Raw genomic sequence first — 22,178 nt, 5'->3', positions numbered from 1 at the left:
TATTTTGTTTGGTAAATGAAAAAAGCTACGCCAATTGAATGGCGGTAGCTAGGTTTTGAAAGCGCTATTTGTATTGATATAATGCACCTAATGATTTTTTACCATCTAAAAAAGAATGCGAAGAGTCCGTATATAAAAAAATTGGACAATGTTCTAGCAACGGGTGCTTTTGAAAGAATAATTTTTCAGAATGATATAGGGTATTTAGATAGACAGGCAAAATTTCTAAGAGGTGAATATAACGCTCTAGTGCTGCATCTTCTGAAATAGTATGGTCAATATAAAAATAAAGTGAAAGTGAATAGAAGCCTTTATTAAATAAAAAAGACGCCAAGCATTCATTACGACTTTTGCTGATATGATCGTAGGCAAATTCTAAACCGACGTAAATGGATGGTATTGACGATTGATGAGATGGGAAAATGGTATATTTTCGAGGAATCATCGGTTCGGTAGATGTAATTCCTAATCCATATGTGACATCTACTTGGCGGGGACTAGCAATTATCATATAAACCCCTCCTTATATGAAAAGATGCACTCCTTATAGTGTATACAAAAGCGACTTGAACATGACTTCAACTGGAGAGATATGGTGATTATAATGTGCTCTTCACTGAAAGTGTAGAGTTTAGGTACAATAACAAAAGAGTGAATGGTTACACAATGATTAAATATGAAGGGAACGAATGGGATGTCTATTTTAAAAAATGATTGGAATGAGTTATTAAAGGCAGAATTCGAAAAGGAATATTATATCCAACTTCGTCAATTCCTTGTAAATGAATATAATAGTGAAACTGTATATCCTGAACGTTATGATATTTTTAACGCTCTACATTATACCCCTTACAAGGATGTTAAGGTTTTATTATTGGGTCAAGACCCTTATCACGGACCTGGTCAAGCTCACGGTTTAAGCTTTTCAGTTCAGCCCGGAGTGAAAACGCCGCCTTCACTTGTCAATATTTATAAAGAATTACATCAAGAGCTTGGTTGTGAAATTCCCAATAATGGATATTTGATTAAATGGGCTAAGCAGGGAGTGTTGCTTTTAAACACGGTATTAACGGTTCGACGCAGCGAACCGAATTCCCATAAAGGAAAAGGGTGGGAGATTTTCACAGATCGCATTATTGAACTGGTTGCACAAAAAGAGGCACCTGTGGTGTTCTTACTTTGGGGTAAGCATGCGCAAGCCAAGAAAAGCTTAATTACGGGAAATCACCATTTAATTTTAGAGAGTCCTCATCCAAGTCCATTCTCTGCTAACCGTGGATTTTTTGGCAATAATCATTTTCGCTTAACGAATGATTTTTTACAAAAGCATGAGTGTACGCCAATTGATTGGCAAATTGATAACATCAAATCGTGAACATTTATCGAACTACAATTGAATCATCGCTCAGCCTGTGAATTTTTGATAAACTATAAACAGATTAGATTCGCAATGGGCAAAGTAAAAGAGGTGAAATAATGGAAATAAAGTTAGAACAGCTATTAGATAAAATGAGCGCAGAGCTAGCAAAAGCGAAACAAGAAGCGCATCATTCTGCTCGTGTGAGAGATCAATTAATTGCAATTAAAACATTATGTGAACTGGCATTAACGGATGGAAAGTCTTCTTCAGTACAACCAACGGCTCCATCAAGCGTTGTTATGCCTTCACAAATTCAAGCTCAGCCTTCGATGCAACAACAAATTATTCAATCATCTACGCAAAATTTTGAAGGGAAAACGCTTGTTTCAGACGATGCTAACGGGGATAGCTTATTTGATTTTTAAAAAAGGGGTAGAGACATGAAAATCTTTGTTATTTTAGGTGCTATTAATGCAGCTTTAGCTGTTGCGTTAGGTGCATTCGGCGCTCACGGTTTAGAAGGTAAGATATCGGAGAAATATTTAGAGGTATGGAAAACAGGCGTCCAGTATCATATGTTTCATGCTATTGGTTTATTCGTAGTCGCTCTTTTACTTGCAAAAGCTCCTCAGTCATCATTGTTGTCAACGTCAGGTTGGCTTATGATGGCTGGTATTATATTATTTTCAGGTAGCTTATATGTTTTAAGTATATCCGGAATTAAGGTACTAGGTGCCATAACGCCTCTGGGTGGAGTGGCTTTCATCACAGCGTGGATATTGATTGTTATTGCAGCCTTAAAGTGGTGAAAAAAAGGCCCCTAGCGTTCAGCTAGGGGCCTTTTATCTATTATCGAGGTGAATAGTTGCTTAATGGAGGTCCGCTACTGTTAAATGGATAGGTATACTGAATTTCCTCATCGAACGTAATATAATCTAAGTAAACCATTAATAGTAAGTAGCGTTTCCCTGTTTGTGGATCACTTAAGATTAAGTGGTCACGCCCAGCAGCTTCAATAATACCTTTAAAGACTTTAGCGTTCCATTGGTTATTATTTTCAAATGTCATATAAACCGTTGCAACTTTTCCGCGGTTTAGACGCAAAATGTTTTCAATATATGACTCTTCTAGTGGTAGCTGACCAGGGTCTTGAGGCGCCCCTGATCCTCCGGAAGGAATTTGAGGAGGCATTTGTCCCGATGGACTTTGTTGCTGACCTCCACCAACTCCTTGTGGCTGTTGATAAGGCGTATAGTAAGGATAGTTATAGCTCATATATGGGTTTTGCATATAAGGCTGGGTCTGATTTTGATTACCTTTTGGCTTTTTCATAGTACCCTCCTTTAATTCTACATGTATTTAGTAAACGCTCGGACAATCTGCTCGAGTTGGTGCAAAAAAGCAATGAGACTTGAATCTTCCGGTATTTGGTTGGTTATACCATGTGGCGGGACAGCTACCGCCTGGTTTAAAAAACCATAGAGAATTCGTAGCTGGTGAAAATCTTTCTCCTCTTAATACACGGCGAGCTAAATCAATATCTGCTTGCCGTGCACGCTGATAAAAATATCCTTTCTGCGTGGCTTCAAAGCCTCCAGGGCTTTGGAAGACCATCTGTCTAATAGTTCGAATATTTTTAAAGTCTAAACAAGAGGCTCTTGCTCGGTTAACACCCACATTACCTACAAGGAGCATTCCTTGTTTTCCTTCACCTTCAGCTTCAGCTCGAAGAAGTCTGGCTAGAAGCTTAACATCTTCTTCGGTGTGCGCGACAACCGCCATTTCCTCACCTCACTTACCTGTGACGCTATTGTATGTATATGAATAAAAGAAGAGAATATGACCATAAAAAAGGCACAAAAAATGCTTCCCCTAATGAGAGGGGAAGCAAAAAGGTTTAGACTGAAAGGAAATGACTGAATCGATCAATTTCAAGTAAGTTACCAACAAAGAAGCTACCAAATTCTCCGTAGCGTGCACTTACCTCATCAAATCTCATTTCATATACGAGTTTTTTAAATTGTAATACGTCATCAGCGAATAGCGTAACGCCCCATTCGTAGTCATCAAAGCCAACAGAGCCCGTAATGATTTGTTTTACTTTACCTGCATATTGACGACCAATCATGCCGTGACTACGCATTAAGCTACGACGCTCTTCCATCGGTAACATGTACCAGTTGTCGTTACCTTGACGGCGCTTATCCATTGGATAGAAGCAAACATACTTCGATTTTGGAAGAGTCGGGTATAAGCGTGCACGGATATGTGGATTTTCATACGGATCTTCACCTGCTGGTAAGTAGTTACTTAGCTCAACAACGGATACATACGAGTAAGCTGGCACAGTAAATTCTGCTAGCTTTGTTTTATTAAATTCATTTTCAATTTCATTTAGTTCTTCCATTGTTGGACGTACAAGCATGATCATAAAATCTGCTTTTTGACCGACAATACTATATAGTGCATGACTTCCTTCAGCTGCATTTTCCGTATTTGTCCATTTTTCTGTTAAAGCTAAAAATTCATGGATAGCTGTTTCGCGTTCTTCATTTGATAACTGTTTCCATGCTGTCCAATTAATTGTTCGAAAATCATGAAGAGCATACCATCCATCTAGTGTTTGAGCTGCTTCTGCCATATTCTTTCACTCCTAAATTACAGTATAATGACTTCTAGTTTTACTATATCATAGTTTATCCGAATGTTCGGATTGAAAAACTCATGAATTGTGATTAAAAAAGCACAATTTACGCTATGATAAAAGGGAAGTTGAAAGTATATTTAATTGAATTTTAGGAATTTAAAGACTTTTTACGGTTATCAAATTGTTAAAGGACATGCCTTTGATTTTTTTTCGAAGTGGAGTATCCTATTACGTGGAAACTGTTTTTTAACATATTGAGGAGGACTTAGTTTGAGCAATTTATTTACTGGTTTAAAAGAAAAGGTATCTGCAAGCAATGTATCAATCGTATTCCCAGAAGGTTTAGATGAGCGTGTTCTTGGAGCGGTAGCTCGTTTAGCTGCAGATAAAGTCGTAACGCCAATCGTTGTTGGAAACGAAGAAGAAGTACAAGCTAAAGCAAAAAGCTTGAACTTAATTTTAGATGGAGTGCAAATCTTTGATCCTCATAACTACGATGGATTTGATGAAATGGTAGCTTCATTTGTAGAACGTCGTAAAGGAAAAGCGACTGAAGAAGCGGCGCGTAAAATTTTATTAGACGAAAATTACTTCGGCACAATGCTTGTTCATATGGGTAAAGCAGATGGCCTTGTAAGCGGAGCTGCACATTCAACAGCTGATACAGTGCGTCCAGCGCTACAAATTATTAAAACAAGAGAAGGCGTAACAAAAACATCAGGCGTATTCATCATGGTTCGTGGTGACGAGAAGTACGTATTTGCTGACTGTGCAATTAACATTTCGCCAAACAGCCAAGATTTAGCTGAAATTGCAATTGAAAGTGCACGCACAGCTGACATGTTTGATGTAGATCCACGTGTTGCAATGCTTAGCTTCTCAACAAAAGGATCAGCTAAATCACCGGAAACTGAAAAAGTAGCGGAAGCTGTTAAAATTGCAAAAGAGATGGCGCCAAGCCTAACTTTAGACGGTGAATTCCAGTTTGATGCAGCATTTGTACCATCTGTTGCTGAAAAGAAAGCACCGGGTTCAGATATAAAAGGTGATGCAAACGTATTTGTATTCCCAAGTCTTGAAGCTGGTAATATTGGATACAAAATCGCTCAACGCTTAGGTAATTTTGAAGCGGTTGGTCCTATTCTTCAAGGTTTAAACAAGCCGGTTAACGACCTTTCACGTGGTTGTAACGAAGAGGATGTATACAAATTAGCTTTAATTACAGCTGCTCAAGCACTGTAAAAGCATAAAAAAACGCCGTTAAACGGCGTTTTTTTATGTGTTTAGAACAGAACCTAGTGCTTTTTCATTTCGGTCATACATTCGCTGTAGCTGTGTATCAAACAATTCAAGTTCCGCTGCTTGTAGGGGAATCATTTCTAACGAAGCTCCGGTGGATTGTAATGTTTGGAGCGTTAGCATCATTAGATCGCTTACGGTTAATTCAACGTTTAACAGCTGTGAAAGAGAAGCCATTGTCTCTGGAACAATCGTTGGGTATGTAAACTTTGTCTCAGCTTCTTGTAGGCCTCTTTTGTAAAATTCTTTAATAACACTGGCTCTTTTTGCTCCATCACCTGATACGCAGAGATAAATCTGTACAGCTACTCCACCTCGTACACGACGCTGTGAGATACCTGCAAATTTTTGACCATCGATGCTCAAGTCGTAGCTTCCAGGACAGTACGAACCGACAATTTCTTTTGCTTCAATATCAGTTGTGTGAGAAGCAAACATCGCTTTAATTAAATCAAACATCGCATCATATCCTCGGTCGATATCAATGCCTTTTTCTGCATCCGGAAAGATAAGTGAAATGTTCAGTACGCCTTCATCAAGTACGACGGCTAGCCCTCCAGAGTTACGAACAATTGGTTTATAGCCTTGTTCTTGCAAATAGTGAATGCCCTCGGCTAAATGCGGTAGCTTTGTGTCTTGGATACCAAGAACAATCGTATCGTGATGCACCCAAGAGCGAACCGTAGCTGGAGACGCGTTTCTTCCAACACTTGTGCAAAGCGTATCATCTATCGCGAAAGATTGCTTTGCATCAAAGCCCGGACCTAAGCTTGATTGATCAATGATGCGCCATTTTGGCTGTAGTAAAAGATTTGGTTTATATATAGACATGTTCCATAACTCCTTTATGAAGTAAACGAACATATTATAGCACATTTAAACGTTAGGGTTTGGTATGCCTCAGGTTATAACCCATGAAAAAAGGTGGCATAGGAATGCCGCCTTTGGATTGGTATTATTCAGCTAATTTTTCTAAATTCCCGTTGCGATCCATTTTAAATGAAGTCGCTGAGCGATCCTCTTCATCAAATAACACCAGTTTGCGAGCACGGTTCATGATTTGCATCAATGTTTCATAGTCTTCTTGAATAGTAGTAGCATTTGCTTCAAGCTGAGTTACTTGTTTTTCAAGCTCTTGGATTTTACGATGTAGGTCATCATTTTCCTTACGTAAACGAGAATTCTCATGTTGAATTGCTTGCATGTTTCCAGTTTGGCCTCTAAATGTTTCTAAATAGCGGATGACTACGTCAATCGATAAATCGTCGTTAGAAGTTGTTATAGTAGGGGAAGAGACTGGGATTGCCTCGTACACTTCCTCTGTAACATTTTCTATACTTGGTGTAGGTGGTGTATATAAAAGCTTTTTCTTACCTTGTTCTTGTCCGAGGGCACGCATGCGTTGCTTACGCTGTTTTTTCGCGAGCTGGAGCGCTTTTTCATACTGATGTCTTACCACGGCATTCCAGCGAAATCCGCAAGCCGCAGACGTACGATTTAGTTCATCTCCAACTTCTTCAAACGCGTTTAACTGAGTGCTTCCTTCTCTTACATGTCTTAAAACTGTTTCTGCTAAAAGTAAATCATTTTCTTCTGTCCACGCATCTTGTCTATCTTTCACGTATTTCACTCCTCATTTTTATATGATTGGTAGCTACCATGTTTTGTAGTATTCAGTATGTACAGATTAGCGTATAGTTATACTATTTTTTCTAGAAGTATGATAGATTTTGGCATTTTTCGAAACTTGCACTCCTATGCAAATAGCGGTAAAATACCCTTTAGGCAAAAAAAGATATGTGTAAGCACTTTTGAAAGGATTGTGTCAGCATGGCAAATGAATTTAGAATTTGTGATGATTGTCAGGCAACAAATGTGAAGACGTTGTTACCTCGACTTCAAAAAATAGATGCATGTGCAGATGTGAAAGTGGGCTGTCAATCGTACTGTGGTCCAGGACGTAAAAAATCATTTGCATTTGTAAATAATCGCCCTGTAGCTGCACCAACAGAGGACGAGCTAATTGAAAAAATTGAGAAAAAACTAAACAAATAAAATAAAATCACCTTTGTTCTAAGCAAAAGGTGATTTTTTATTCTGACTAGGAATTTTTAAACACCTTGTCGAAGAAGACATACTAACAACGTCAAGATAGAGAGGTATGTAAATGGCATATCTAAATGAAAAACTTAGTGAAGAAAAAGTATTTAAAGACCCTGTACATCGCTACATCCACGTACGAGACCGATTGATTTGGGAGCTGATCGGTACATCTGAATTTCAGCGTTTACGTCGAATTCGCCAGCTTGGAACAACCTATTTAACGTTTCACGGTGCCGAACATAGTCGTTTTAATCACTCTCTAGGAGTATATGAGATTGTTCGCCGAATCATTGATGATGTGTTTCGAAATCGTCCAGAATGGGACGATGATGAACGACTTCTTTGTTTATGCGCAGCGCTTCTACACGATTTAGGGCATGGTCCATTCTCTCATTCTTTTGAAAAAGTATTTCACCTTGATCATGAAGAGTTTACTCAAGCGATTATTTTGGGGAATACAGAAGTAAACCGTGTATTGAAAAAAGCTGGAGCAGATTTTCCGAAAAAAGTAGCAGAGGTTATTGCAAAAACGTATAAAAATAAGCTGGTTGTAAGCTTGATTTCAAGCCAAATCGACGCCGATCGAATGGATTATTTACAGCGTGATGCCTATTATACGGGGGTGAGCTATGGACACTTCGATATGGAGCGTATCCTGCGCGTAATGCGTCCACAAGAAGATCAAGCTGTCATTAAGCATAGCGGTATGCATGCAGTTGAGGATTACATCATGAGTCGCTACCAAATGTATTGGCAGATTTATTTTCACCCTGTAACTCGTAGTGCAGAAGTTATCTTAACTAAAATTCTACATCGTGCGAAAGAACTTCATCAAAAATCCTATGAGTTTCGCCAGCCGCCTGTTCATTTTTACTCTATTTTTAAAGATGAAATATCGCTCGAAGAGTACTTAAGGCTGGACGAGTCTGTTGTCATGTTTTATTTTCAGGCTTGGCAAGATGAAGAAGATAATATTTTAGCAGATTTATGTCGCAGATTTATGAACCGTAACCTATTTAAATACATTGAGTTCAATCCAAACCTTCAAATGAAGATGTGGATGGAGCTAACAACATTATTTAAAAAAGCTGGAATTGACCCTGATTATTATTTAGTTGTTGATTCATCCAGTGACTTACCGTACGACTTTTATCGTCCAGGTGAAGAAGAAGAACGCTTGCCAATCCATTTGTTGATGCCAAATGATGAAGTAAGGGAGCTATCGCGACAGTCTGAAATTGTTGAATCGATTTCGGGGAAAAAACGAACGGATCACAAACTTTATTTTCCACAAGATTTAATTGACCAGCTATCGTCAAAAAGAAAAGTGAAAGACCAAATTTTACAGCTATTAAAAAGTAATTAGAGTTAAATAGTATAGGAGTTGAAGGGGCTGTGTTAAATGATCACGCGAAGATTATTAAAGTGTTCTCAGCAGCAGGAGAAATTGTAGGGAGAAAAAAGCTCCAAAAAATGATTTTTATTGGAAAAAAGCTAGAGTTTCCTTTTTATGAACGCTATAATTTCCATTTTTTTGGTCCATATTCAGAAGAGCTTACCCTTCGAGTAGAAGAATTGTGTAATCTAGGCTTCTTGCAGGAATTGAAAGAAAATAAGGGTGGCTACATGCAGTACCGATACGCGCTAACTCAGGCTGGAAATGAATTCTTAAGCCATTATGAGCTAGAGTTACCCCACCTAGAGGAAGTCATGACGGATATGAACAACCAGTCTTCAAAATTTTTAGAGCTTGTCTCAACGATTTTATACTTTGATGGGTTATCGAAAGAAGAAGTGAGTGAAAAAGTGTTTACGTTAAAGAGTAAACAGAACTATACAGAAGAAGATATTGAACAAGCATATGCATATATTGAAAATTTAAAAGCAGTGACGTTTGACCGTGTTCACTAATACAAAGCAAAGCCCTCTGCATCCGTTCAGAGGGCTTTGTTCAATGAATAAACGATATGTAGTTTATTGGTCGCTTAAGCGTTTACCGTTTACTGCATAGTGGTTTTTTGACATTTCTTCAATAAAAACCGCAATCTTTTCAGAAGGGGCACCTGTTGTTTCAGATACAGCAGCCGTTACTTTTTCAACAAGGGCTTTTTTTTGATCTTCAGTGCGACCTTCAAGCATTTTTACTGTTACATATGGCATACTAATTTCACTCCTTTTCTTCAGTGTCTTCTTCAGTGTAGTCCTTTTACATTGAAAAATACACCCTCATCTAATGATGAAATAATTAAATTATAGTATACTCGATGTATTATTGTAATTCAGAATGATTATAAAGGAGAGAGCGAGTGAATCAATTTTTAGCTTTTCCGCTTGAATATATTCCGTACGTTGCTATTACGCTAATTATCGCATTTACGCTACATGAATTTGCCCATGCTTTTGTTGCATACAAGTTTGGAGACGAGACGGCAAAGAAACAAGGGCGTTTGACACTATCGCCTCTTTCACATTTAGATCCACTAGGAACAATTCTCCTACTGGTAGTGGGATTTGGATGGGCTAAGCCTGTACCAGTTAATCGCTTTTTCTTTAAGAATCCCCGTCTAGCTGGCGTATTGGTTTCAATTGCAGGGCCGCTTAGTAACTTATTCCTTGCATTTTTAGGGGTTCTTGGTTGGTTTTTGATTTTGCAGTTTGCTGGTTATATAGATCCACTATATAAGTTTTTTAATATGTTTATCACCATTAATATTGTTTTATTTTTATTTAATTTGCTGCCATTTCCGCCGCTCGATGGCTACCGTATCGTAGAAGATCTTGTTCCAAACACAGTGCGAGCAAAAATGACGCAGTATGAGTCGTGGGGAATCTTGTTATTTTTAGTGTTAATTATTACACCGCTCGATCGCTATATCATTGCCCCTATATATGACATTGGAATCCCATTTTTTGTTGAGCTATTTCAACAACTTCTGGGACCTTTATTAACTTAAGTAAGGAGCGTTTTAACAATGGATCAACCGAAAAAAAAGAAGAATATTGGATTTAATATTATTAAGAATGATTCAACAGATGGACATGGAGGCTTTGGGGTTGGTGCGCTAAGCTTAGAAAATATTTCACCTGTTTTTGTATGCCCATCAGACGAAGAAGCTTTTGTTGATATCGGTGCGATGCATGCTCGAAGCGTGGTTGAAAAGGGAATTAAGTTTTTATCCAACAAAGACGAAGTTCCTAACGGCAAGCTCTATTGGCTTGTCTGGGTAACCATTGACCGCAATCCAGCAGGCCCTTATTATGCTGGCGTAACGGCATGTGAAATGACCGTAGATCGTGAAATTCGCCGCGGTTATAAGTCGCTTCCAGAGCATGTAAATAAGATGGATAAATCTATGAAGCGTCGCATTATGGTAGACGAAATGGATAATAAGTCAAAAGCAATCTTAAAAGATTTTCTATCTGCTCATGATAAGGAAATATGGGAACGTTCTAGTGATGAACTAAAAGAAGCTTTATCATAAAAAGGAGAGGCCCTCAGCTTAGACTGAGGGCCTCTCCTTTTTAAAACCAATCGCGGAGGCGATGAAAGAATCCATCTTGTTCTTTCTGCTTCTGTGGCGCCTGGTTTTTCTCTTCAGAAACGCCTTTATCGCGACAATACGTAGTCGGTTGGGTACCTGTTAAATAGTATGCTTTATATTTTTTCGAACAGGACTTTGTTGCGATATCCCCCGTTTCGGGGTTAATATTTACGCTGACTAACCCTTTTGGTGCTTTGAATGCTTGTTTCTTTTTTCCTTCAAGCGCATCTTCCATAAACAATGCCCACATTTTTTTTGCATAAGCTTTTTCTTCAACACGCTCAATCTGTTTGCCTTGGTCATAGCCTACCCAAACACCTGATACAAGCTGAGGGGTGTAGCCAATCATCCAGCTATCTGTCGGCGTAGTACCAGATTTACCAGCATAATCTCTTGACAAGTATTTTAGAATTGGCTTTCCAGTTACTGTTGTATAGCCGTTTAATTCTTTTTGGAACATGCCTGTCATCAAATGCGTTGTTAGAAATGCTAATCGCTTGTCAACAATTTGTTTCTTTTCTTGAGGTGCTTCATACACCATGTCTCCATCAGCTGTTTCAATGCGCTTAATGAATGTTGGTGAAATTTCTTTTCCACCGTTTGCAAAAATGCCATATGCATTGACCATATCAATCACGCGAACAGGTGATGTTCCAAGAGCAAGGGACGGTACCTGCTTCAGTGGAGTAGAAACTCCTAATGACTTAGCCGTTTCGACCAATCGGTGCTCCCCGATAAATAAATGTGTTTTAACAGCATAGATGTTATCTGACAGCGCAATAGCCTGTGCTAGTGTAATGGGATTGTTTGCATAGTAGCTGTTATAGTTACTGGGTTTATATGTTGAAACCCCATCATCTAACGTGAAGGTTGTCTCTTCACTTTGCATCGCGGTAGATTCCGTAAAGCCGTCTGCTAAAGCAGCATAATATAAGAATGGCTTCATCGTAGAGCCCGGCTGGCGCACAGCTTGAGTTGCTCTGTTAAATGGGCTTTTCTTATAATCTCTACCGCCAATGAGCGCTTTAACTGCACCTGTTTTTGGATCCATTGCGACAAATGCTGTTTGAATATCAGAATCTTTATTCATAACGGTATTCATTGCTTCTTCTGCTTTCTTTTGCACGTCAATATCAAGCGTTGTGTAAATGCGTAAGCCATTTGAATGGATCATTGCTTCTGTAATTCCCAATTCATTCGTTAACTGAGATAAAGCTGCACTCATGAAGTAAGACGCATCTTGTTTCTTTGCGTTTGCTTCATCTTGTGCTTTTTTTGCATAGAACAAAGGTGTTACAAATGCTTTATCCGCATCTTTTTGTGAAATTTTTCCTTGGTCAACAAGTAAGTTTAAGATGATGCGCTGACGCTCTTTTGCATTTTCTTCATGAAGAAGAGGAGAATAGTAAGTAGGCCCTTTCGGAATCCCAGCTAGCATACTAGCTTCACTTAGCGTTAAGTCCTTTGCTTTTTTATTAAAATACGTTTTTGAAGCAGCCTCAACTCCATAGGCGCCGTGTCCATAGTAAATGGTATTTAAATAACCTTCAAAAATTTTATCCTTGTCATAATTAAATTCCAGGCGAATGGTATAAAGCGCTTCTTGGAATTTTCTTGTCCATGTTTTATCGTGTTCTAAAAAAAGATTTCGTGCGTACTGCTGCGTAATTGTGCTAGCACCTTGTACCTTACTCATTGCTTTAATATCGGCAACAATTGCCCCGCCAATACGTTTAATATCAAAGCCGTTATGATCATAAAACCGCTTGTCTTCAACTGCTAATGTAGCTTCTTTAATATTGTCAGATACGCTTTCTAGAGGGACCCAATAGCGTTTTTGACCGTTGTGTAATTCGTCTAATACTTTGCCATTGCTGGAATAGAAAATAGCGGTTTGCGGGACAGTTAGCGTAGGTGGACCAGCGATTTTTGCATATAAAAATATACTGATATAAGCAATCCCAATACATACAGTACATAAAAGTGCAAGAACAAGTAGAATGCGAAAAAGACGTCTAGCTTTCTTAAAGTGTTCAATTAATACAGTTTCCATTGTCATCACCTCATGAGTTAACTCCTTCGTTTCCTAAAAAAGTTACGTTTTAAAGGGTACCCAGATTGATACAGTCTTTTTATTATCAAAAGATTTTTTTACGAGCTAGATCCATTTATTTAAGCCTTTTAATGTGTAGGTTTATATAGGTAATTTAGGTAAATATAGACTTTTGAAATGAGGTTATAGCAATTTAAAGGAATATATAGTTTAGTATGAAAAAGAAAAAGCTCTTTTAAACCTAGAAGTCTAAAAAAAACCTTTGCTTTTCACTTAAATTCATCTATACTTTTTTTCATGTTTGTATAAATTATGTTAGGGTAATCTATGCATAGGCTAAATTCTCAAAATAGAAGGGAAGAGTTTAAATGGAATTATGGTTTACTGAGAAACAAACGAAGAATTTCGGAATTACGGCGAAAATTAAGCGCACTTTACATACAGAACAAACTGAGTTTCAAAAGCTAGACATGATTGAAACAGAAGAGTTTGGTAACATGCTAGTTCTTGATGGAATGGTAATGACAACTCAAAAAGATGAGTTTGTTTATCATGAAATGGTGGCACACGTGCCATTATTTACACATCCCAATCCTGAAAATGTCTTAGTAGTAGGCGGCGGAGATGGTGGCGTAATCCGTGAAGTATTAAAGCATCCTAGCGTAAAGAAAGCGACGCTAGTTGAAATTGATGGAAAAGTTATTGAATACTCTAAGAAGTATTTACCGGAGATTGCTGGTGAATTGGAGAATGAGCGCGTTGAGGTAAAGGTCGGCGACGGCTTTATGCATATCGCAGAAAGCGAAAATGAATATGATGTTATTATGGTTGATTCAACTGAGCCAGTAGGTCCAGCGGTGAATTTATTTACAAAAGGCTTCTACGCTGGGATTTCAAAAGCGTTAAAAGAAGACGGAATTTTTGTAGCTCAAACGGACAACCCTTGGTTTACTCCAGAGTTAATTACAAACGTACAGCGTGATGTAAAAGAAATTTTCCCGATTACTCGTCTTTATATAGCAAACATTCCAACGTATCCAAGTGGTCTGTGGACGTTCACAATCGGTTCTAAGAAGCATGATCCACTAGAGGTTAGTGAAGATCGCTTTATTGATATCGAAACAAAGTATTACACGAAAGAGCTTCATAAAGCAGCATTTGCTTTACCGAAGTTTGTAGCAGATTTAGTAAAATAAGGTGAAGCTTCAATTGGTGGGAGGCTTCATCTCCCGCTCATTGTTAGTGCAACCAATCGGGCTTTTAAGGACAGTGTAGCCCTCTGCTTATCTTCCAGCGATTTTCCCTGAGCTTGGAAGCGGAAGCCTTACTGCCAGTTAAGCTCGGATAAAGTACAAACTATAGACAAGATGTCAGTCAAAAGGCTTGGCGTCTTGTTTTTATGACAAGGAGGCATTCTCATGCGTTTTGATGAAGCATATTCAGGTAATGTATTTATAAAAAGTCACCCTAGCTTTGAAGAAAGCGAAGTCGTACTATACGGTATGCCAATGGATTGGACAGTAAGCTACCGACCGGGGTCTCGCTTTGGTCCAACTCGTATTCGCGAAGTATCAATTGGGTTAGAAGAATATAGCGCATATTTAGATCGTGAGCTTGAAGAAGTAAAATATTTTGATGCTGGTGATATTCCACTTCCTTTTGGAAATGCACAGCGAAGCATCGACATGATTGAGGGCTATATCGATGAGCTATTAGCAGCCGATAAGTTTCCGCTTGGAATGGGTGGCGAGCACTTGGTTTCATGGCCAGTTATGAAAGCGATGTATAAGAAATATCCGGATCTTGCTATCATTCATATGGATGCGCATACGGATTTACGTGAAGAGTATGAAGGTGAACCTTTGTCTCACTCCACACCAATTCGTAAAATTGCCGAGCATATTGGGCCAAGCAACGTTTATTCATTTGGTATTCGTTCAGGTATGAAAGAAGAATTTGTATGGGCGAAAGAGAACGGCATGCATATTTCTAAATTTGAAGTATTAGAACCTTTAAAAGAAATCTTACCTAAGCTAGCGGGCCGTCCAGTTTATGTAACGATTGATATCGATGTGTTAGATCCAGCCCATGCCCCAGGTACAGGTACAGTAGATGCGGGGGGCATAACATCAAAAGAGCTATTAGCATCTATTCATGAGATTGCTAAATCAGATATCCGCGTTGTGGGTGCAGACTTAGTAGAAGTTGCCCCAATCTATGATTCCTCTGAGCAAACGGCCAATACAGCTAGTAAGCTTATTCGTGAAATGATTTTAGGTTGGGTTCAAAAGCGCTAAACAAATATATAGAAGAGTAGGTTGCATTGATAGAAATGTGGCCTACTCTTTTTTTACAAGATGAGCGAAAACTTGAAGTATTATTGAATTCTTGTCTCGGAATGTTTATACTATTTAAGTTATAAAGTATTCGTAAAAATTAAGGAAGTGTCTTGAGATGAATAACGCTTCAACGATTAAAAAGCCAATCGCAATTAAGATTGTGACGGACATTCGAGACGGACACATGAAGGAAACAACGGCGGTTGAGGCTCAAGGAACGTATTATAAAAAAGACGAAGTCGTTTATTTAACGTATACGGAGCATCAAGAAGAAGTAGGGGATATTAAAACGTTACTGAAGATTAAAGAGGATGAAGTAACGATTAACCGTACCGGTGCCGTAAAAATGAAGCAGTCTTTTCGTAAAAAAGTTAAGCTTGAAGGAACGTATATGAGTCCTTATGGCCGTATGGATATGATGACATATGCTCATAACATTGAATATAAAAAGCTCCAAAAAAGAGGTCATCTCTTTTTTACGTACGATTTGACATTGCAAGGTCAATCGGTAGGGAAGTACGCTGTAACGATAACATTCAAGGAGGAAGAACATGAACATTGTTGAACAAGTGCAAAGTAAGTTAAAAGCTGAGATTCAAGATGCAGTTGTAAAAGCTGAGTTAGCAACAAAAGATCAGCTACCAGAAGTCGTGTTAGAAGTACCAAAAGATAAAGCCCACGGTGATTATTCTACAAATATGGCGATGCAACTTGCACGAATTGCAAAAAAAGCACCTCGCGCTATTGCAGAAGAGCTAGTAGCACAGTTTGATAAATCAAAAGCTTCAATTGAAAAAATTGAAATTGCGGGCCCTGGATTTATTAACTTTTACATGAACAACTCATATTTAACAGAATTAATTCCAACCATCTTAAAAGCAGGAGAAGCTTATGGTGAATCAAACGTTGGAAACGGTGAAAAAGTTCAGGTTGAGTTTGTATCAGCAAACCCAACAGGAGATTTACATTTAGGGCATGCTCGCGGCGCAGCTGTAGGAGATTCTTTATGTAATGTTCTTGCTAAGGCAGGTTATGATGTATCTCGTGAATATTATATCAATGATGCTGGTAACCAAATTAACAACTTAGCGTACTCAGTGGAAGCGCGTTATATGCAGGCTTTAGGTATGGACAAAGAAATGCCTGCCGATGGCTACCATGGTGAAGATATTATCAACATTGGTAAAGAGTTAGCTGAAAAGTATGGAGATCAGTATGCAAAAGCTGATGAAAAAGAGCGCTTTGAGTTTTTCCGCCAGTACGGATTAGATTATGAGTTGGAAAAATTGAAGCGTGATTTAGAGCAATTTCGTGTAAAATTCGATGTATGGTACTCTGAGACATCTCTATATAAAAACGATAAAATTCAAGTTGCGCTTGATACGTTAAAGCAACAAGGTCACGTTTATGAAGAAGAAGGAGCAACATGGTTCCGTTCAACAACATTTGGTGATGATAAAGACCGAGTATTAATTAAAAACGATGGTTCATTTACTTACTTAACGCCGGATATCGCTTATCACCAAGACAAAATTCAGCGTGGCTTTGACAAGTTAATCAACATTTGGGGTGCTGACCACCACGGTTACATTCCGCGTATGAAAGCTGCAATCCAAGCCCTTGGTTATGGAAAAGATACGCTAGAAGTTGAAATTATTCAAATGGTTCAGCTGTATCAAAACGGTGAAAAGATGAAGATGAGTAAGCGTACAGGTAAAGCTGTAACGATGCGTGACCTTGTAGAAGAGGTTGGCTTAGACGCAACTCGCTACTTCTTTGCAATGAGAAGTGGAGACACGCACTTAGACTTCGACTTAGACTTAGCAGTTTCTCAATCCAACGAAAATCCGGTATATTATGCACAATATGCACATGCTCGTATTTGCAGTATCTTAAAGCAAGGTGCTGAAATTGAAGCATTAACAAAAGGAAACGTAGAGTATACGCTAATTCAGTCTGAGAAAGAAATGGACCTACTAAAGAAAATTGGTGAGTTTCCACAAGCTGTTTCTGAAGCGGCAACAAAACGCATTCCTCACCGCATTACAAACTATATCTTTGACTTAGCATCAACGTTCCACAGCTTCTACAACGCAGATAAAGTTATTGACACAGATAATATCGAAACAAGTAAAGCACGCTTAGAGCTTATCAAAGCAGTGCAGGTTACTCTACAAAATGCATTGAAATTAATTGGTGTTTCGGCTCCTGAAAAAATGTAATAAAAGATCCCCTTTCAAAGGGGGTTTTTTTATATCTTTAGCGTAGCTCCACCAATTCTTTTTACACCGCGAATTTTGGATAAGTCCTCTACAAGCTTTAATAGTGCTTGGTCTTTTAGTTTCGCTTCAATCATCACATCAAAATTTTGATTCAGCTCTTTGGCTAGTTGGAAAAAAGGCTTCACAAACTCAGAAGATACGTAATCAGCATGACTGCGAAATGCTTTTTCGGACTTTGGTGAAGAGATATGTACCTTAGGTCTGATATTTACATGCTTCCAGGTTTCAAAAATCCGTGGTAGTAAATCTTCAAGAGGCTGTGTTCCCAAGTTTGCTTGATGGTGGTGAAAGTCAAATACAAGCGGAATTTGCTCTTTTTCACAAACTTCTAACGTTTCTTCTGTTGTGTAGGTTTTATCATCGTTTTCAAGCGTCATCTGCTTTTTAATATGCATTGGAAGCTTCTTTAAGTTTTGTTGAAAACGCTCCAAGGCCTTAACCTTATCTCCGTAAGCTCCACCAACATGAATGTTAATTAACGATCCATCTACCACATCCATTGCTTCTAGCATTTGATAGTGATAGTTCATATCTAAAACAGCATTGTCAGTAATCTGCGGCTTATCACTCGTAAACAAAGTGAACTGGTTAGGATGAAAGCTTACCCGTAGATGATGAGACTTTACTAAGTGACCAAGTTCTTTCCATTCTTGTTGAAAAGGTGTTACAAAATCCCATGCGACTTCAGGATGAGTAGCTAAAGGAACAAGGGAAGAAGAAAGACGGTAAAGCATGATTTCATGTGCAATGTTATAATGTAAAGCTCGTTTTGTATGGTACAAGTTCTGTTGCGTAACTTCATATAACTTCTCTATGCGTTCCTCTTTTGAGAGTTTACTCCAGCGTGCAAACGTTAACGTTTTTGCAGGTGAGCAGTCCCACAAGGACAAAGCGTGGGAAACATAGCCAAATCTGATATTCATGTCTGTTAACTCCTTTTCATAGCTATAAAAGTGGGGATATAAACGTAGCTACCCCTTGTTTAAATTTATCAAACCAAGTCCGCTTTTTTATATCAGATAAAGAAAGAAGAGGACAGTCGTGTAAACAGGTGTGGAACGTTTCTTTTACATGCTTAATAAAAACAGGGTCAAAGATAAAGCAATTGATTTCTCCGTTTAAAAACAAGCTTCTTTTATCAAAGTTAGCAGTTCCCACATCACAAATTCGCTCATCAGCAATCATCACTTTTCCGTGATAGAAACCATAATAAAATTGATGAATCTGGCACCCCGCTTCGACTAAAGCAGGAAGATAAGAGAAGGCTGCATCGCGAACGAGTGGGTGATCTGCTCTCATTGGGATAAGGATATACACCGTTACGCCTCGTTTACGCGCTTCTAAAATAGCCGCCATTAAAGATTCTGTTGGGATAAAATAAGGAGTTCCAATACAAAGTTCATTTTTTGCTTCATTGATGATGTGCAAGAAATGATCTTCTAAGGAAACACCTTCCGTTGAGCGGAATTGCACGATTTGCATAGAGGGGTCTTTTATTTGTCTGTCAATTACCTCTTCGTGCTGCTCTTCATCGTTCATAGATGAGCTCCAATCTCTTAAAAACTGCGTTTGCAAATCATTTACTGCTTCTCCCGTTACTTTTAAGTGATAATCTTTCCACGTCCCTAATGTGGGATCTAAGCCTAAATATTCTTGGCCAATATTAAACCCTCCAATGTAGCCGATGGACTGGTCGATAATAGTCATTTTTCGATGATTCCTTGCGTTTATTGTATAAAATAAATAAGGGAATTTTAGCCGACGACTAAATGAAAACTTCACTCCGCAAGCCAGAAGGTGTTTTCTCATCTTCCGATTGAGCTTTATGCTACCGATGCGGTCAACGAGTAGCCGAACGTCAACTTGCTGATTTGCCTTTTCGCAGAGAAGATCCACAAATTTTTTGCTAACCTCATCGTTTTTGACAATATAAAAAGAAATGTGAATGGAATGTTTTGCTTGTTCGATTGATTTAAACAAGTCATTGTAAAACTTCGTTCCATCAGTGAAAAGTTTGAGAGATGCTTGACGCATTGGAAATGTACGCTCTTTTTGCATGAGTTCCTTTTTGCCAACACCTAAATCAATGGCAAACCATGCGACAATCAAAATAACGATTAAAATAATTACAGTAGCCAACATTTCCTTTCCCACCCTCCATCAACCGAATAATTCACGATAATCATCTGATTTCTGTTCTTAGTTTCACCTCGTTTAAATAGAATATGAACAAAAAAGAAAGAAAACATGTTGACTGAATGTTCATTCATTATATAAAATGAAGAAAAGTTCATTATTTTCTAAATTTTCATCAGGGAGAAGGAGGGAATTATGTGTCAGCTTTATTGTGGGCCAATTTAATTTTATTTCTAATTGTAACCGCTTACGCAGGGTCGTTGTTTATTTACTTAATTCGAACGAGGTTAATGTACATCCAATTAGGTAAGAAAGTGGAGTTTGATCAAAAACTAAAAGAAAGACTGAACAAAGTATGGGTAAATGTTTTTGGCCAAAAAAAATTATTAAAAGATAAGAAAAGTGGAATCATCCACGTTCTCTTTTTCTACGGATTTATTCTAGTTCAGTTCGGTGCGATTGATTTTATTTTAAAGGGGTTAGTTCCTGGAGCGCATCTGCCATTAGGTCCGCTATATCCAGGCTTTACATTCTTTCAAGAAATTATAACTGTCTTGATTTTAGTTGCGGTTATATGGGCTTTTCACCGCCGTTATGTTGAAAAGCTTGTTCGATTAAAAAGAGGGTTTAAATCAGGTTTGGTTCTTTTGTTTATCGGTAGCTTAATGCTTTCAGTACTAATTGGAAATGGGATGTCACTAATCTGGCACAACCATGACTTAGCGTGGACTGAGCCAATTGCATCATCCGTTGCCTTTCTTTTGAATGGAATTGGCGAAACCGCATCTATTGTCATCTTCTATGTAGCATGGTGGATTCACTTACTTGTTTTATTAGCATTTTTAGTTTACGTACCGCAGTCTAAGCATGCCCATTTAATTGCAGGTCCAGCGAACGTGTTTTTCAATCGCGTTTCTAAGCCAGGGAAGTTAGAGAAAATCGATTTTGAAGACGAGTCTCAAGAAACATTTGGTGTAGGGAAAATTGAAGATTTTACACAAAACCAACTCATCGACTTATATGCATGCGTAGAGTGTGGACGATGTACAAACATGTGTCCAGCGACTGGAACAGGGAAAATGCTTTCACCGATGGATTTAATTTTGAAACTACGCGATCACTTGACTGAAAAGGGTGCTGTCGTAACGTCCAGAGCGCCTTGGGTGCCTACGTATGCTTTTGCCAATACAAAAGGAAACCAGCTTGCGGTCATGGGAGCAAGCCAAAGCAGCAGCGAAGTAGCAGCTACTTTGGAATACAACCCGTCTTTAATAGGAGAAGTCATTACAGAGGAAGAGATTTGGGCGTGTACGACCTGTCGTAATTGTGAAGATCAGTGTCCAGTAATGAACGAACATGTGGATAAAATCATTGATCTTCGTCGCTTTTTAGTTTTAACAGAAGGGAAAATGGATCCAGATGCTCAAAGAGCGATGACGAACATCGAGCGTCAAGGAAATCCATGGGGATTAAATCGTAAAGAAAAAGAAACTTGGAGAGAAATGCGAGAAGATATTCATGTACCGACGGTTAAAGAAATGAAGAAGAGTGGAGAAGAATTTGAATATTTATTTTGGGTCGGTTCGATGGGAGCTTACGATAATCGAAGTCAAAAGATTGCGCTTGCTTTTGCAAAACTGCTAAATGAAGCAGGAGTTAAGTTTGCTATCTTAGGAAACAAAGAGAAAAACTCTGGAGATACGCCGCGTCGATTAGGAAACGAGTTCTTATTCCAAGAGTTAGCTTCTAAGAACATTGAGGAATTTGAAAAGAACGAAGTGAAAAAGATTGTCACGATTGATCCTCATGCATATAACATTTTCAAAAATGAATATCCAGACTTTGGGTTAGAAGCAGAAGTGTATCATCATACGGAGCTTTTAGCACAGCTTGTGAAAGAAGGAAAGTTAAAGCCCAACTTTCCAATTGAAGAAACCGTTACGTTTCATGATTCCTGCTATTTAGGCAGATATAACGAAGTATATGACCCGCCGCGTGAAATTTTAAAAGCAATTCCAGGAGTGAAAATGGTTGAGATGGCTCGAAATCGTGAAAGTGGAATGTGTTGTGGTGCAGGAGGAGGGCTCATGTGGGCAGAAGAGACCTCTGGTCAACGAATCAACGTCGCGCGTACAGAACAAGCCCTGGAAGTAAACCCAGGCATTATTAGCTCTGGCTGTCCGTACTGTTTAACGATGATTAGCGATGGTACAAAAGCGAAAGAAGTTGAAGAAAAAGTAGGAACATATGATGTAGCAGAGCTCTTAGAAAAATCAATTTTTGGCATAAACGAAGCAAAACAACCTGTATGATAAGGGAGTTTATTACAGAAGGTTGAAGGTTTAAAGCCCCCAAATGCTACTAAAAGCACGGGGGCTACAACCTTGTAAGAGATAGAGATTTTGTTTGTCATCAAG

Annotated in this window: 24 protein-coding genes; 14 read left to right on the top strand and 10 right to left on the bottom strand. The window is 38.5% G+C overall.

Annotated features, from left to right (window positions below):
- Positions 1–64: 64 nt before the first annotated feature.
- Positions 65–511 carry a staygreen family protein gene (locus LZP85_RS18755; protein ID WP_119543839.1) on the bottom strand — a complete coding sequence of 149 codons (447 nt, stop codon included), beginning with the start codon at positions 509–511 and terminating at the stop codon, positions 65–67.
- Positions 512–694: 183 nt separating this feature from the next.
- On the opposite strand from LZP85_RS18755, the gene LZP85_RS18750 reads away from it, so the two are divergent.
- The 3 genes from LZP85_RS18750 to LZP85_RS18740 all read left to right on the top strand — a co-directional run bounded on the left by LZP85_RS18750 (position 695) and on the right by LZP85_RS18740 (position 2,169).
- Positions 695–1,375, top strand: a complete 681-nt coding sequence (locus LZP85_RS18750; protein WP_119543837.1) for a uracil-DNA glycosylase — start codon at positions 695–697, stop codon at positions 1,373–1,375.
- Between the two features lie 101 nt (positions 1,376–1,476).
- The gene (locus LZP85_RS18745) at positions 1,477–1,785 is read left to right on the top strand and encodes a YwdI family protein (RefSeq protein WP_234561866.1); all 309 of its coding nucleotides are present in this window, start codon (positions 1,477–1,479) and stop codon (positions 1,783–1,785) included.
- 15 nt (positions 1,786–1,800) lie between these two features.
- Positions 1,801–2,169: a DUF423 domain-containing protein gene (locus tag LZP85_RS18740; protein WP_025908704.1), complete on the top strand. Its 369-nt coding sequence runs from the start codon at positions 1,801–1,803 to the stop codon at positions 2,167–2,169.
- A gap of 40 nt (positions 2,170–2,209) precedes the next feature.
- On the opposite strand, the gene gerQ is transcribed toward LZP85_RS18740, so the two are convergent.
- The 3 genes from gerQ to hemQ all read right to left on the bottom strand — a co-directional run bounded on the left by gerQ (position 2,210) and on the right by hemQ (position 4,001).
- A complete protein-coding gene (gene gerQ, locus LZP85_RS18735; protein ID WP_061786193.1) occupies positions 2,210–2,692 on the bottom strand; it encodes a spore coat protein GerQ in 483 nt (160 codons plus the stop codon).
- 27 nt (positions 2,693–2,719) lie between these two features.
- Positions 2,720–3,142 carry a cell wall hydrolase gene (locus tag LZP85_RS18730; protein ID WP_119543834.1) on the bottom strand — a complete coding sequence of 141 codons (423 nt, stop codon included), beginning with the start codon at positions 3,140–3,142 and terminating at the stop codon, positions 2,720–2,722.
- 115 nt (positions 3,143–3,257) lie between these two features.
- Positions 3,258–4,001 carry a hydrogen peroxide-dependent heme synthase gene (gene hemQ, locus LZP85_RS18725; protein ID WP_119543832.1) on the bottom strand — a complete coding sequence of 248 codons (744 nt, stop codon included), beginning with the start codon at positions 3,999–4,001 and terminating at the stop codon, positions 3,258–3,260.
- Between the two features lie 276 nt (positions 4,002–4,277).
- Between hemQ and pta the strand changes: the two genes are divergently transcribed.
- Entirely contained in the window at positions 4,278–5,249 is a 972-nt protein-coding gene (pta, locus tag LZP85_RS18720; protein WP_119543831.1) for a phosphate acetyltransferase, read from the top strand.
- Positions 5,250–5,282: 33 nt separating this feature from the next.
- On the opposite strand, the gene LZP85_RS18715 is transcribed toward pta, so the two are convergent.
- The gene (locus LZP85_RS18715) at positions 5,283–6,137 is read right to left on the bottom strand and encodes an octanoyl-[GcvH]:protein N-octanoyltransferase (protein ID WP_025908708.1); all 855 of its coding nucleotides are present in this window, start codon (positions 6,135–6,137) and stop codon (positions 5,283–5,285) included.
- Positions 6,138–6,261: 124 nt separating this feature from the next.
- The gene (locus tag LZP85_RS18710) at positions 6,262–6,927 is read right to left on the bottom strand and encodes an RsfA family transcriptional regulator (RefSeq protein WP_025908709.1); all 666 of its coding nucleotides are present in this window, start codon (positions 6,925–6,927) and stop codon (positions 6,262–6,264) included.
- 209 nt (positions 6,928–7,136) lie between these two features.
- Here LZP85_RS18710 and LZP85_RS18705 point away from each other — a divergent pair, with 209 nt between their 5' ends.
- The 3 genes from LZP85_RS18705 (at position 7,137) to LZP85_RS18695 (ending at position 9,320) form a co-directional block, all read left to right on the top strand.
- A complete protein-coding gene (locus LZP85_RS18705; protein WP_025908710.1) occupies positions 7,137–7,361 on the top strand; it encodes a YuzB family protein in 225 nt (74 codons plus the stop codon).
- Positions 7,362–7,473: 112 nt separating this feature from the next.
- Positions 7,474–8,775, top strand: coding sequence for an HD domain-containing protein (locus LZP85_RS18700; protein WP_206783016.1), 1,302 nt, complete (start codon positions 7,474–7,476; stop codon positions 8,773–8,775).
- A 29-nt stretch (positions 8,776–8,804) separates the two neighbouring features.
- Positions 8,805–9,320 carry a YwgA family protein gene (locus tag LZP85_RS18695; protein WP_061785338.1) on the top strand — a complete coding sequence of 172 codons (516 nt, stop codon included), beginning with the start codon at positions 8,805–8,807 and terminating at the stop codon, positions 9,318–9,320.
- A 63-nt stretch (positions 9,321–9,383) separates the two neighbouring features.
- Here LZP85_RS18695 and LZP85_RS18690 read toward each other — a convergent pair whose 3' ends face one another.
- Entirely contained in the window at positions 9,384–9,569 is a 186-nt protein-coding gene (locus LZP85_RS18690; protein WP_119543827.1) for a 2-hydroxymuconate tautomerase, read from the bottom strand.
- Positions 9,570–9,715: 146 nt separating this feature from the next.
- On the opposite strand from LZP85_RS18690, the gene LZP85_RS18685 reads away from it, so the two are divergent.
- Both LZP85_RS18685 and LZP85_RS18680 read left to right on the top strand, forming a co-directional pair.
- Complete coding sequence (locus LZP85_RS18685; protein WP_025908714.1) at positions 9,716–10,363, top strand: site-2 protease family protein; 648 nt, start codon at positions 9,716–9,718, stop codon at positions 10,361–10,363.
- Positions 10,364–10,381: 18 nt separating this feature from the next.
- Positions 10,382–10,891: a YwhD family protein gene (locus tag LZP85_RS18680; RefSeq protein WP_025908715.1), complete on the top strand. Its 510-nt coding sequence runs from the start codon at positions 10,382–10,384 to the stop codon at positions 10,889–10,891.
- Positions 10,892–10,931: 40 nt separating this feature from the next.
- On the opposite strand, the gene LZP85_RS18675 is transcribed toward LZP85_RS18680, so the two are convergent.
- The gene (locus tag LZP85_RS18675) at positions 10,932–13,004 is read right to left on the bottom strand and encodes a transglycosylase domain-containing protein (protein WP_206833346.1); all 2,073 of its coding nucleotides are present in this window, start codon (positions 13,002–13,004) and stop codon (positions 10,932–10,934) included.
- Positions 13,005–13,372: 368 nt separating this feature from the next.
- Here LZP85_RS18675 and speE point away from each other — a divergent pair, with 368 nt between their 5' ends.
- The 4 genes from speE to argS all read left to right on the top strand — a co-directional run bounded on the left by speE (position 13,373) and on the right by argS (position 17,565).
- Positions 13,373–14,200, top strand: a complete 828-nt coding sequence (speE, locus tag LZP85_RS18670) for a spermidine synthase (RefSeq protein ID WP_025908717.1) — start codon at positions 13,373–13,375, stop codon at positions 14,198–14,200.
- 222 nt (positions 14,201–14,422) lie between these two features.
- The gene (gene speB / locus LZP85_RS18665) at positions 14,423–15,301 is read left to right on the top strand and encodes an agmatinase (protein WP_234561864.1); all 879 of its coding nucleotides are present in this window, start codon (positions 14,423–14,425) and stop codon (positions 15,299–15,301) included.
- Positions 15,302–15,458: 157 nt separating this feature from the next.
- The gene (locus LZP85_RS18660; protein WP_025908719.1) at positions 15,459–15,908 is read left to right on the top strand and encodes a YwiB family protein; all 450 of its coding nucleotides are present in this window, start codon (positions 15,459–15,461) and stop codon (positions 15,906–15,908) included.
- Positions 15,895–17,565 (top strand): arginine--tRNA ligase, encoded by a 1,671-nt coding sequence (argS, locus tag LZP85_RS18655; protein ID WP_206783015.1) that lies wholly within the window; start codon positions 15,895–15,897, stop codon positions 17,563–17,565. Before LZP85_RS18660 ends, argS begins: the two co-directional genes overlap by 14 nt.
- Positions 17,566–17,594: 29 nt before the next feature.
- Here the strand turns inward: argS and uvsE are convergent, their stop codons facing one another.
- A complete protein-coding gene (uvsE, locus tag LZP85_RS18650; RefSeq protein ID WP_225002383.1) occupies positions 17,595–18,548 on the bottom strand; it encodes a UV DNA damage repair endonuclease UvsE in 954 nt (317 codons plus the stop codon).
- Between the two features lie 22 nt (positions 18,549–18,570).
- Entirely contained in the window at positions 18,571–19,767 is a 1,197-nt protein-coding gene (gene cls / locus LZP85_RS18645; RefSeq protein WP_119543823.1) for a cardiolipin synthase, read from the bottom strand.
- A 191-nt stretch (positions 19,768–19,958) separates the two neighbouring features.
- Between cls and LZP85_RS18640 the strand changes: the two genes are divergently transcribed.
- On the top strand, positions 19,959–22,073 hold the full coding sequence (locus tag LZP85_RS18640) for a 4Fe-4S dicluster domain-containing protein (protein WP_025908723.1): 2,115 nt from the start codon (positions 19,959–19,961) through the stop codon (positions 22,071–22,073).
- Positions 22,074–22,178: the final 105 nt, after the last annotated feature.

This window comes from Priestia flexa, from assembly GCF_021441905.1.
Lineage (GTDB): Bacteria > Bacillota > Bacilli > Bacillales > Bacillaceae_H > Priestia > Priestia flexa.
The sequence above is the reverse complement of the archived record's forward strand: the minus strand, read 5'-3'. Positions and strand labels throughout refer to the sequence as shown.

What these genes read in the sequence shown, in the direction of transcription:
- speB (WP_234561864.1), top strand. Translation starts at nt 14,423, where the DNA reads ATGCGTTTTGATGAAGCATATTCAGGTAATGTATTTATAAAAAGTCAC.
- uvsE (WP_225002383.1), bottom strand. Translation starts at nt 18,548, where the DNA reads ATGAATATCAGATTTGGCTATGTTTCCCACGCTTTGTCCTTGTGGGAC.
- gerQ (WP_061786193.1), bottom strand. Translation starts at nt 2,692, where the DNA reads ATGAAAAAGCCAAAAGGTAATCAAAATCAGACCCAGCCTTATATGCAA.
- LZP85_RS18675 (WP_206833346.1), bottom strand. Translation starts at nt 13,004, where the DNA reads ATGGAAACTGTATTAATTGAACACTTTAAGAAAGCTAGACGTCTTTTT.
- hemQ (WP_119543832.1), bottom strand. Translation starts at nt 4,001, where the DNA reads ATGGCAGAAGCAGCTCAAACACTAGATGGATGGTATGCTCTTCATGAT.
- LZP85_RS18705 (WP_025908710.1), top strand. Translation starts at nt 7,137, where the DNA reads ATGGCAAATGAATTTAGAATTTGTGATGATTGTCAGGCAACAAATGTG.
- LZP85_RS18730 (WP_119543834.1), bottom strand. Translation starts at nt 3,142, where the DNA reads ATGGCGGTTGTCGCGCACACCGAAGAAGATGTTAAGCTTCTAGCCAGA.
- LZP85_RS18745 (WP_234561866.1), top strand. Translation starts at nt 1,477, where the DNA reads ATGGAAATAAAGTTAGAACAGCTATTAGATAAAATGAGCGCAGAGCTA.
- LZP85_RS18680 (WP_025908715.1), top strand. Translation starts at nt 10,382, where the DNA reads ATGGATCAACCGAAAAAAAAGAAGAATATTGGATTTAATATTATTAAG.
- LZP85_RS18690 (WP_119543827.1), bottom strand. Translation starts at nt 9,569, where the DNA reads ATGCCATATGTAACAGTAAAAATGCTTGAAGGTCGCACTGAAGATCAA.
- LZP85_RS18700 (WP_206783016.1), top strand. Translation starts at nt 7,474, where the DNA reads ATGGCATATCTAAATGAAAAACTTAGTGAAGAAAAAGTATTTAAAGAC.
- LZP85_RS18660 (WP_025908719.1), top strand. Translation starts at nt 15,459, where the DNA reads ATGAATAACGCTTCAACGATTAAAAAGCCAATCGCAATTAAGATTGTG.
- LZP85_RS18750 (WP_119543837.1), top strand. Translation starts at nt 695, where the DNA reads ATGTCTATTTTAAAAAATGATTGGAATGAGTTATTAAAGGCAGAATTC.
- LZP85_RS18740 (WP_025908704.1), top strand. Translation starts at nt 1,801, where the DNA reads ATGAAAATCTTTGTTATTTTAGGTGCTATTAATGCAGCTTTAGCTGTT.
- LZP85_RS18715 (WP_025908708.1), bottom strand. Translation starts at nt 6,137, where the DNA reads ATGTCTATATATAAACCAAATCTTTTACTACAGCCAAAATGGCGCATC.
- cls (WP_119543823.1), bottom strand. Translation starts at nt 19,767, where the DNA reads ATGTTGGCTACTGTAATTATTTTAATCGTTATTTTGATTGTCGCATGG.
- LZP85_RS18755 (WP_119543839.1), bottom strand. Translation starts at nt 511, where the DNA reads ATGATAATTGCTAGTCCCCGCCAAGTAGATGTCACATATGGATTAGGA.
- argS (WP_206783015.1), top strand. Translation starts at nt 15,895, where the DNA reads ATGAACATTGTTGAACAAGTGCAAAGTAAGTTAAAAGCTGAGATTCAA.
- speE (WP_025908717.1), top strand. Translation starts at nt 13,373, where the DNA reads ATGGAATTATGGTTTACTGAGAAACAAACGAAGAATTTCGGAATTACG.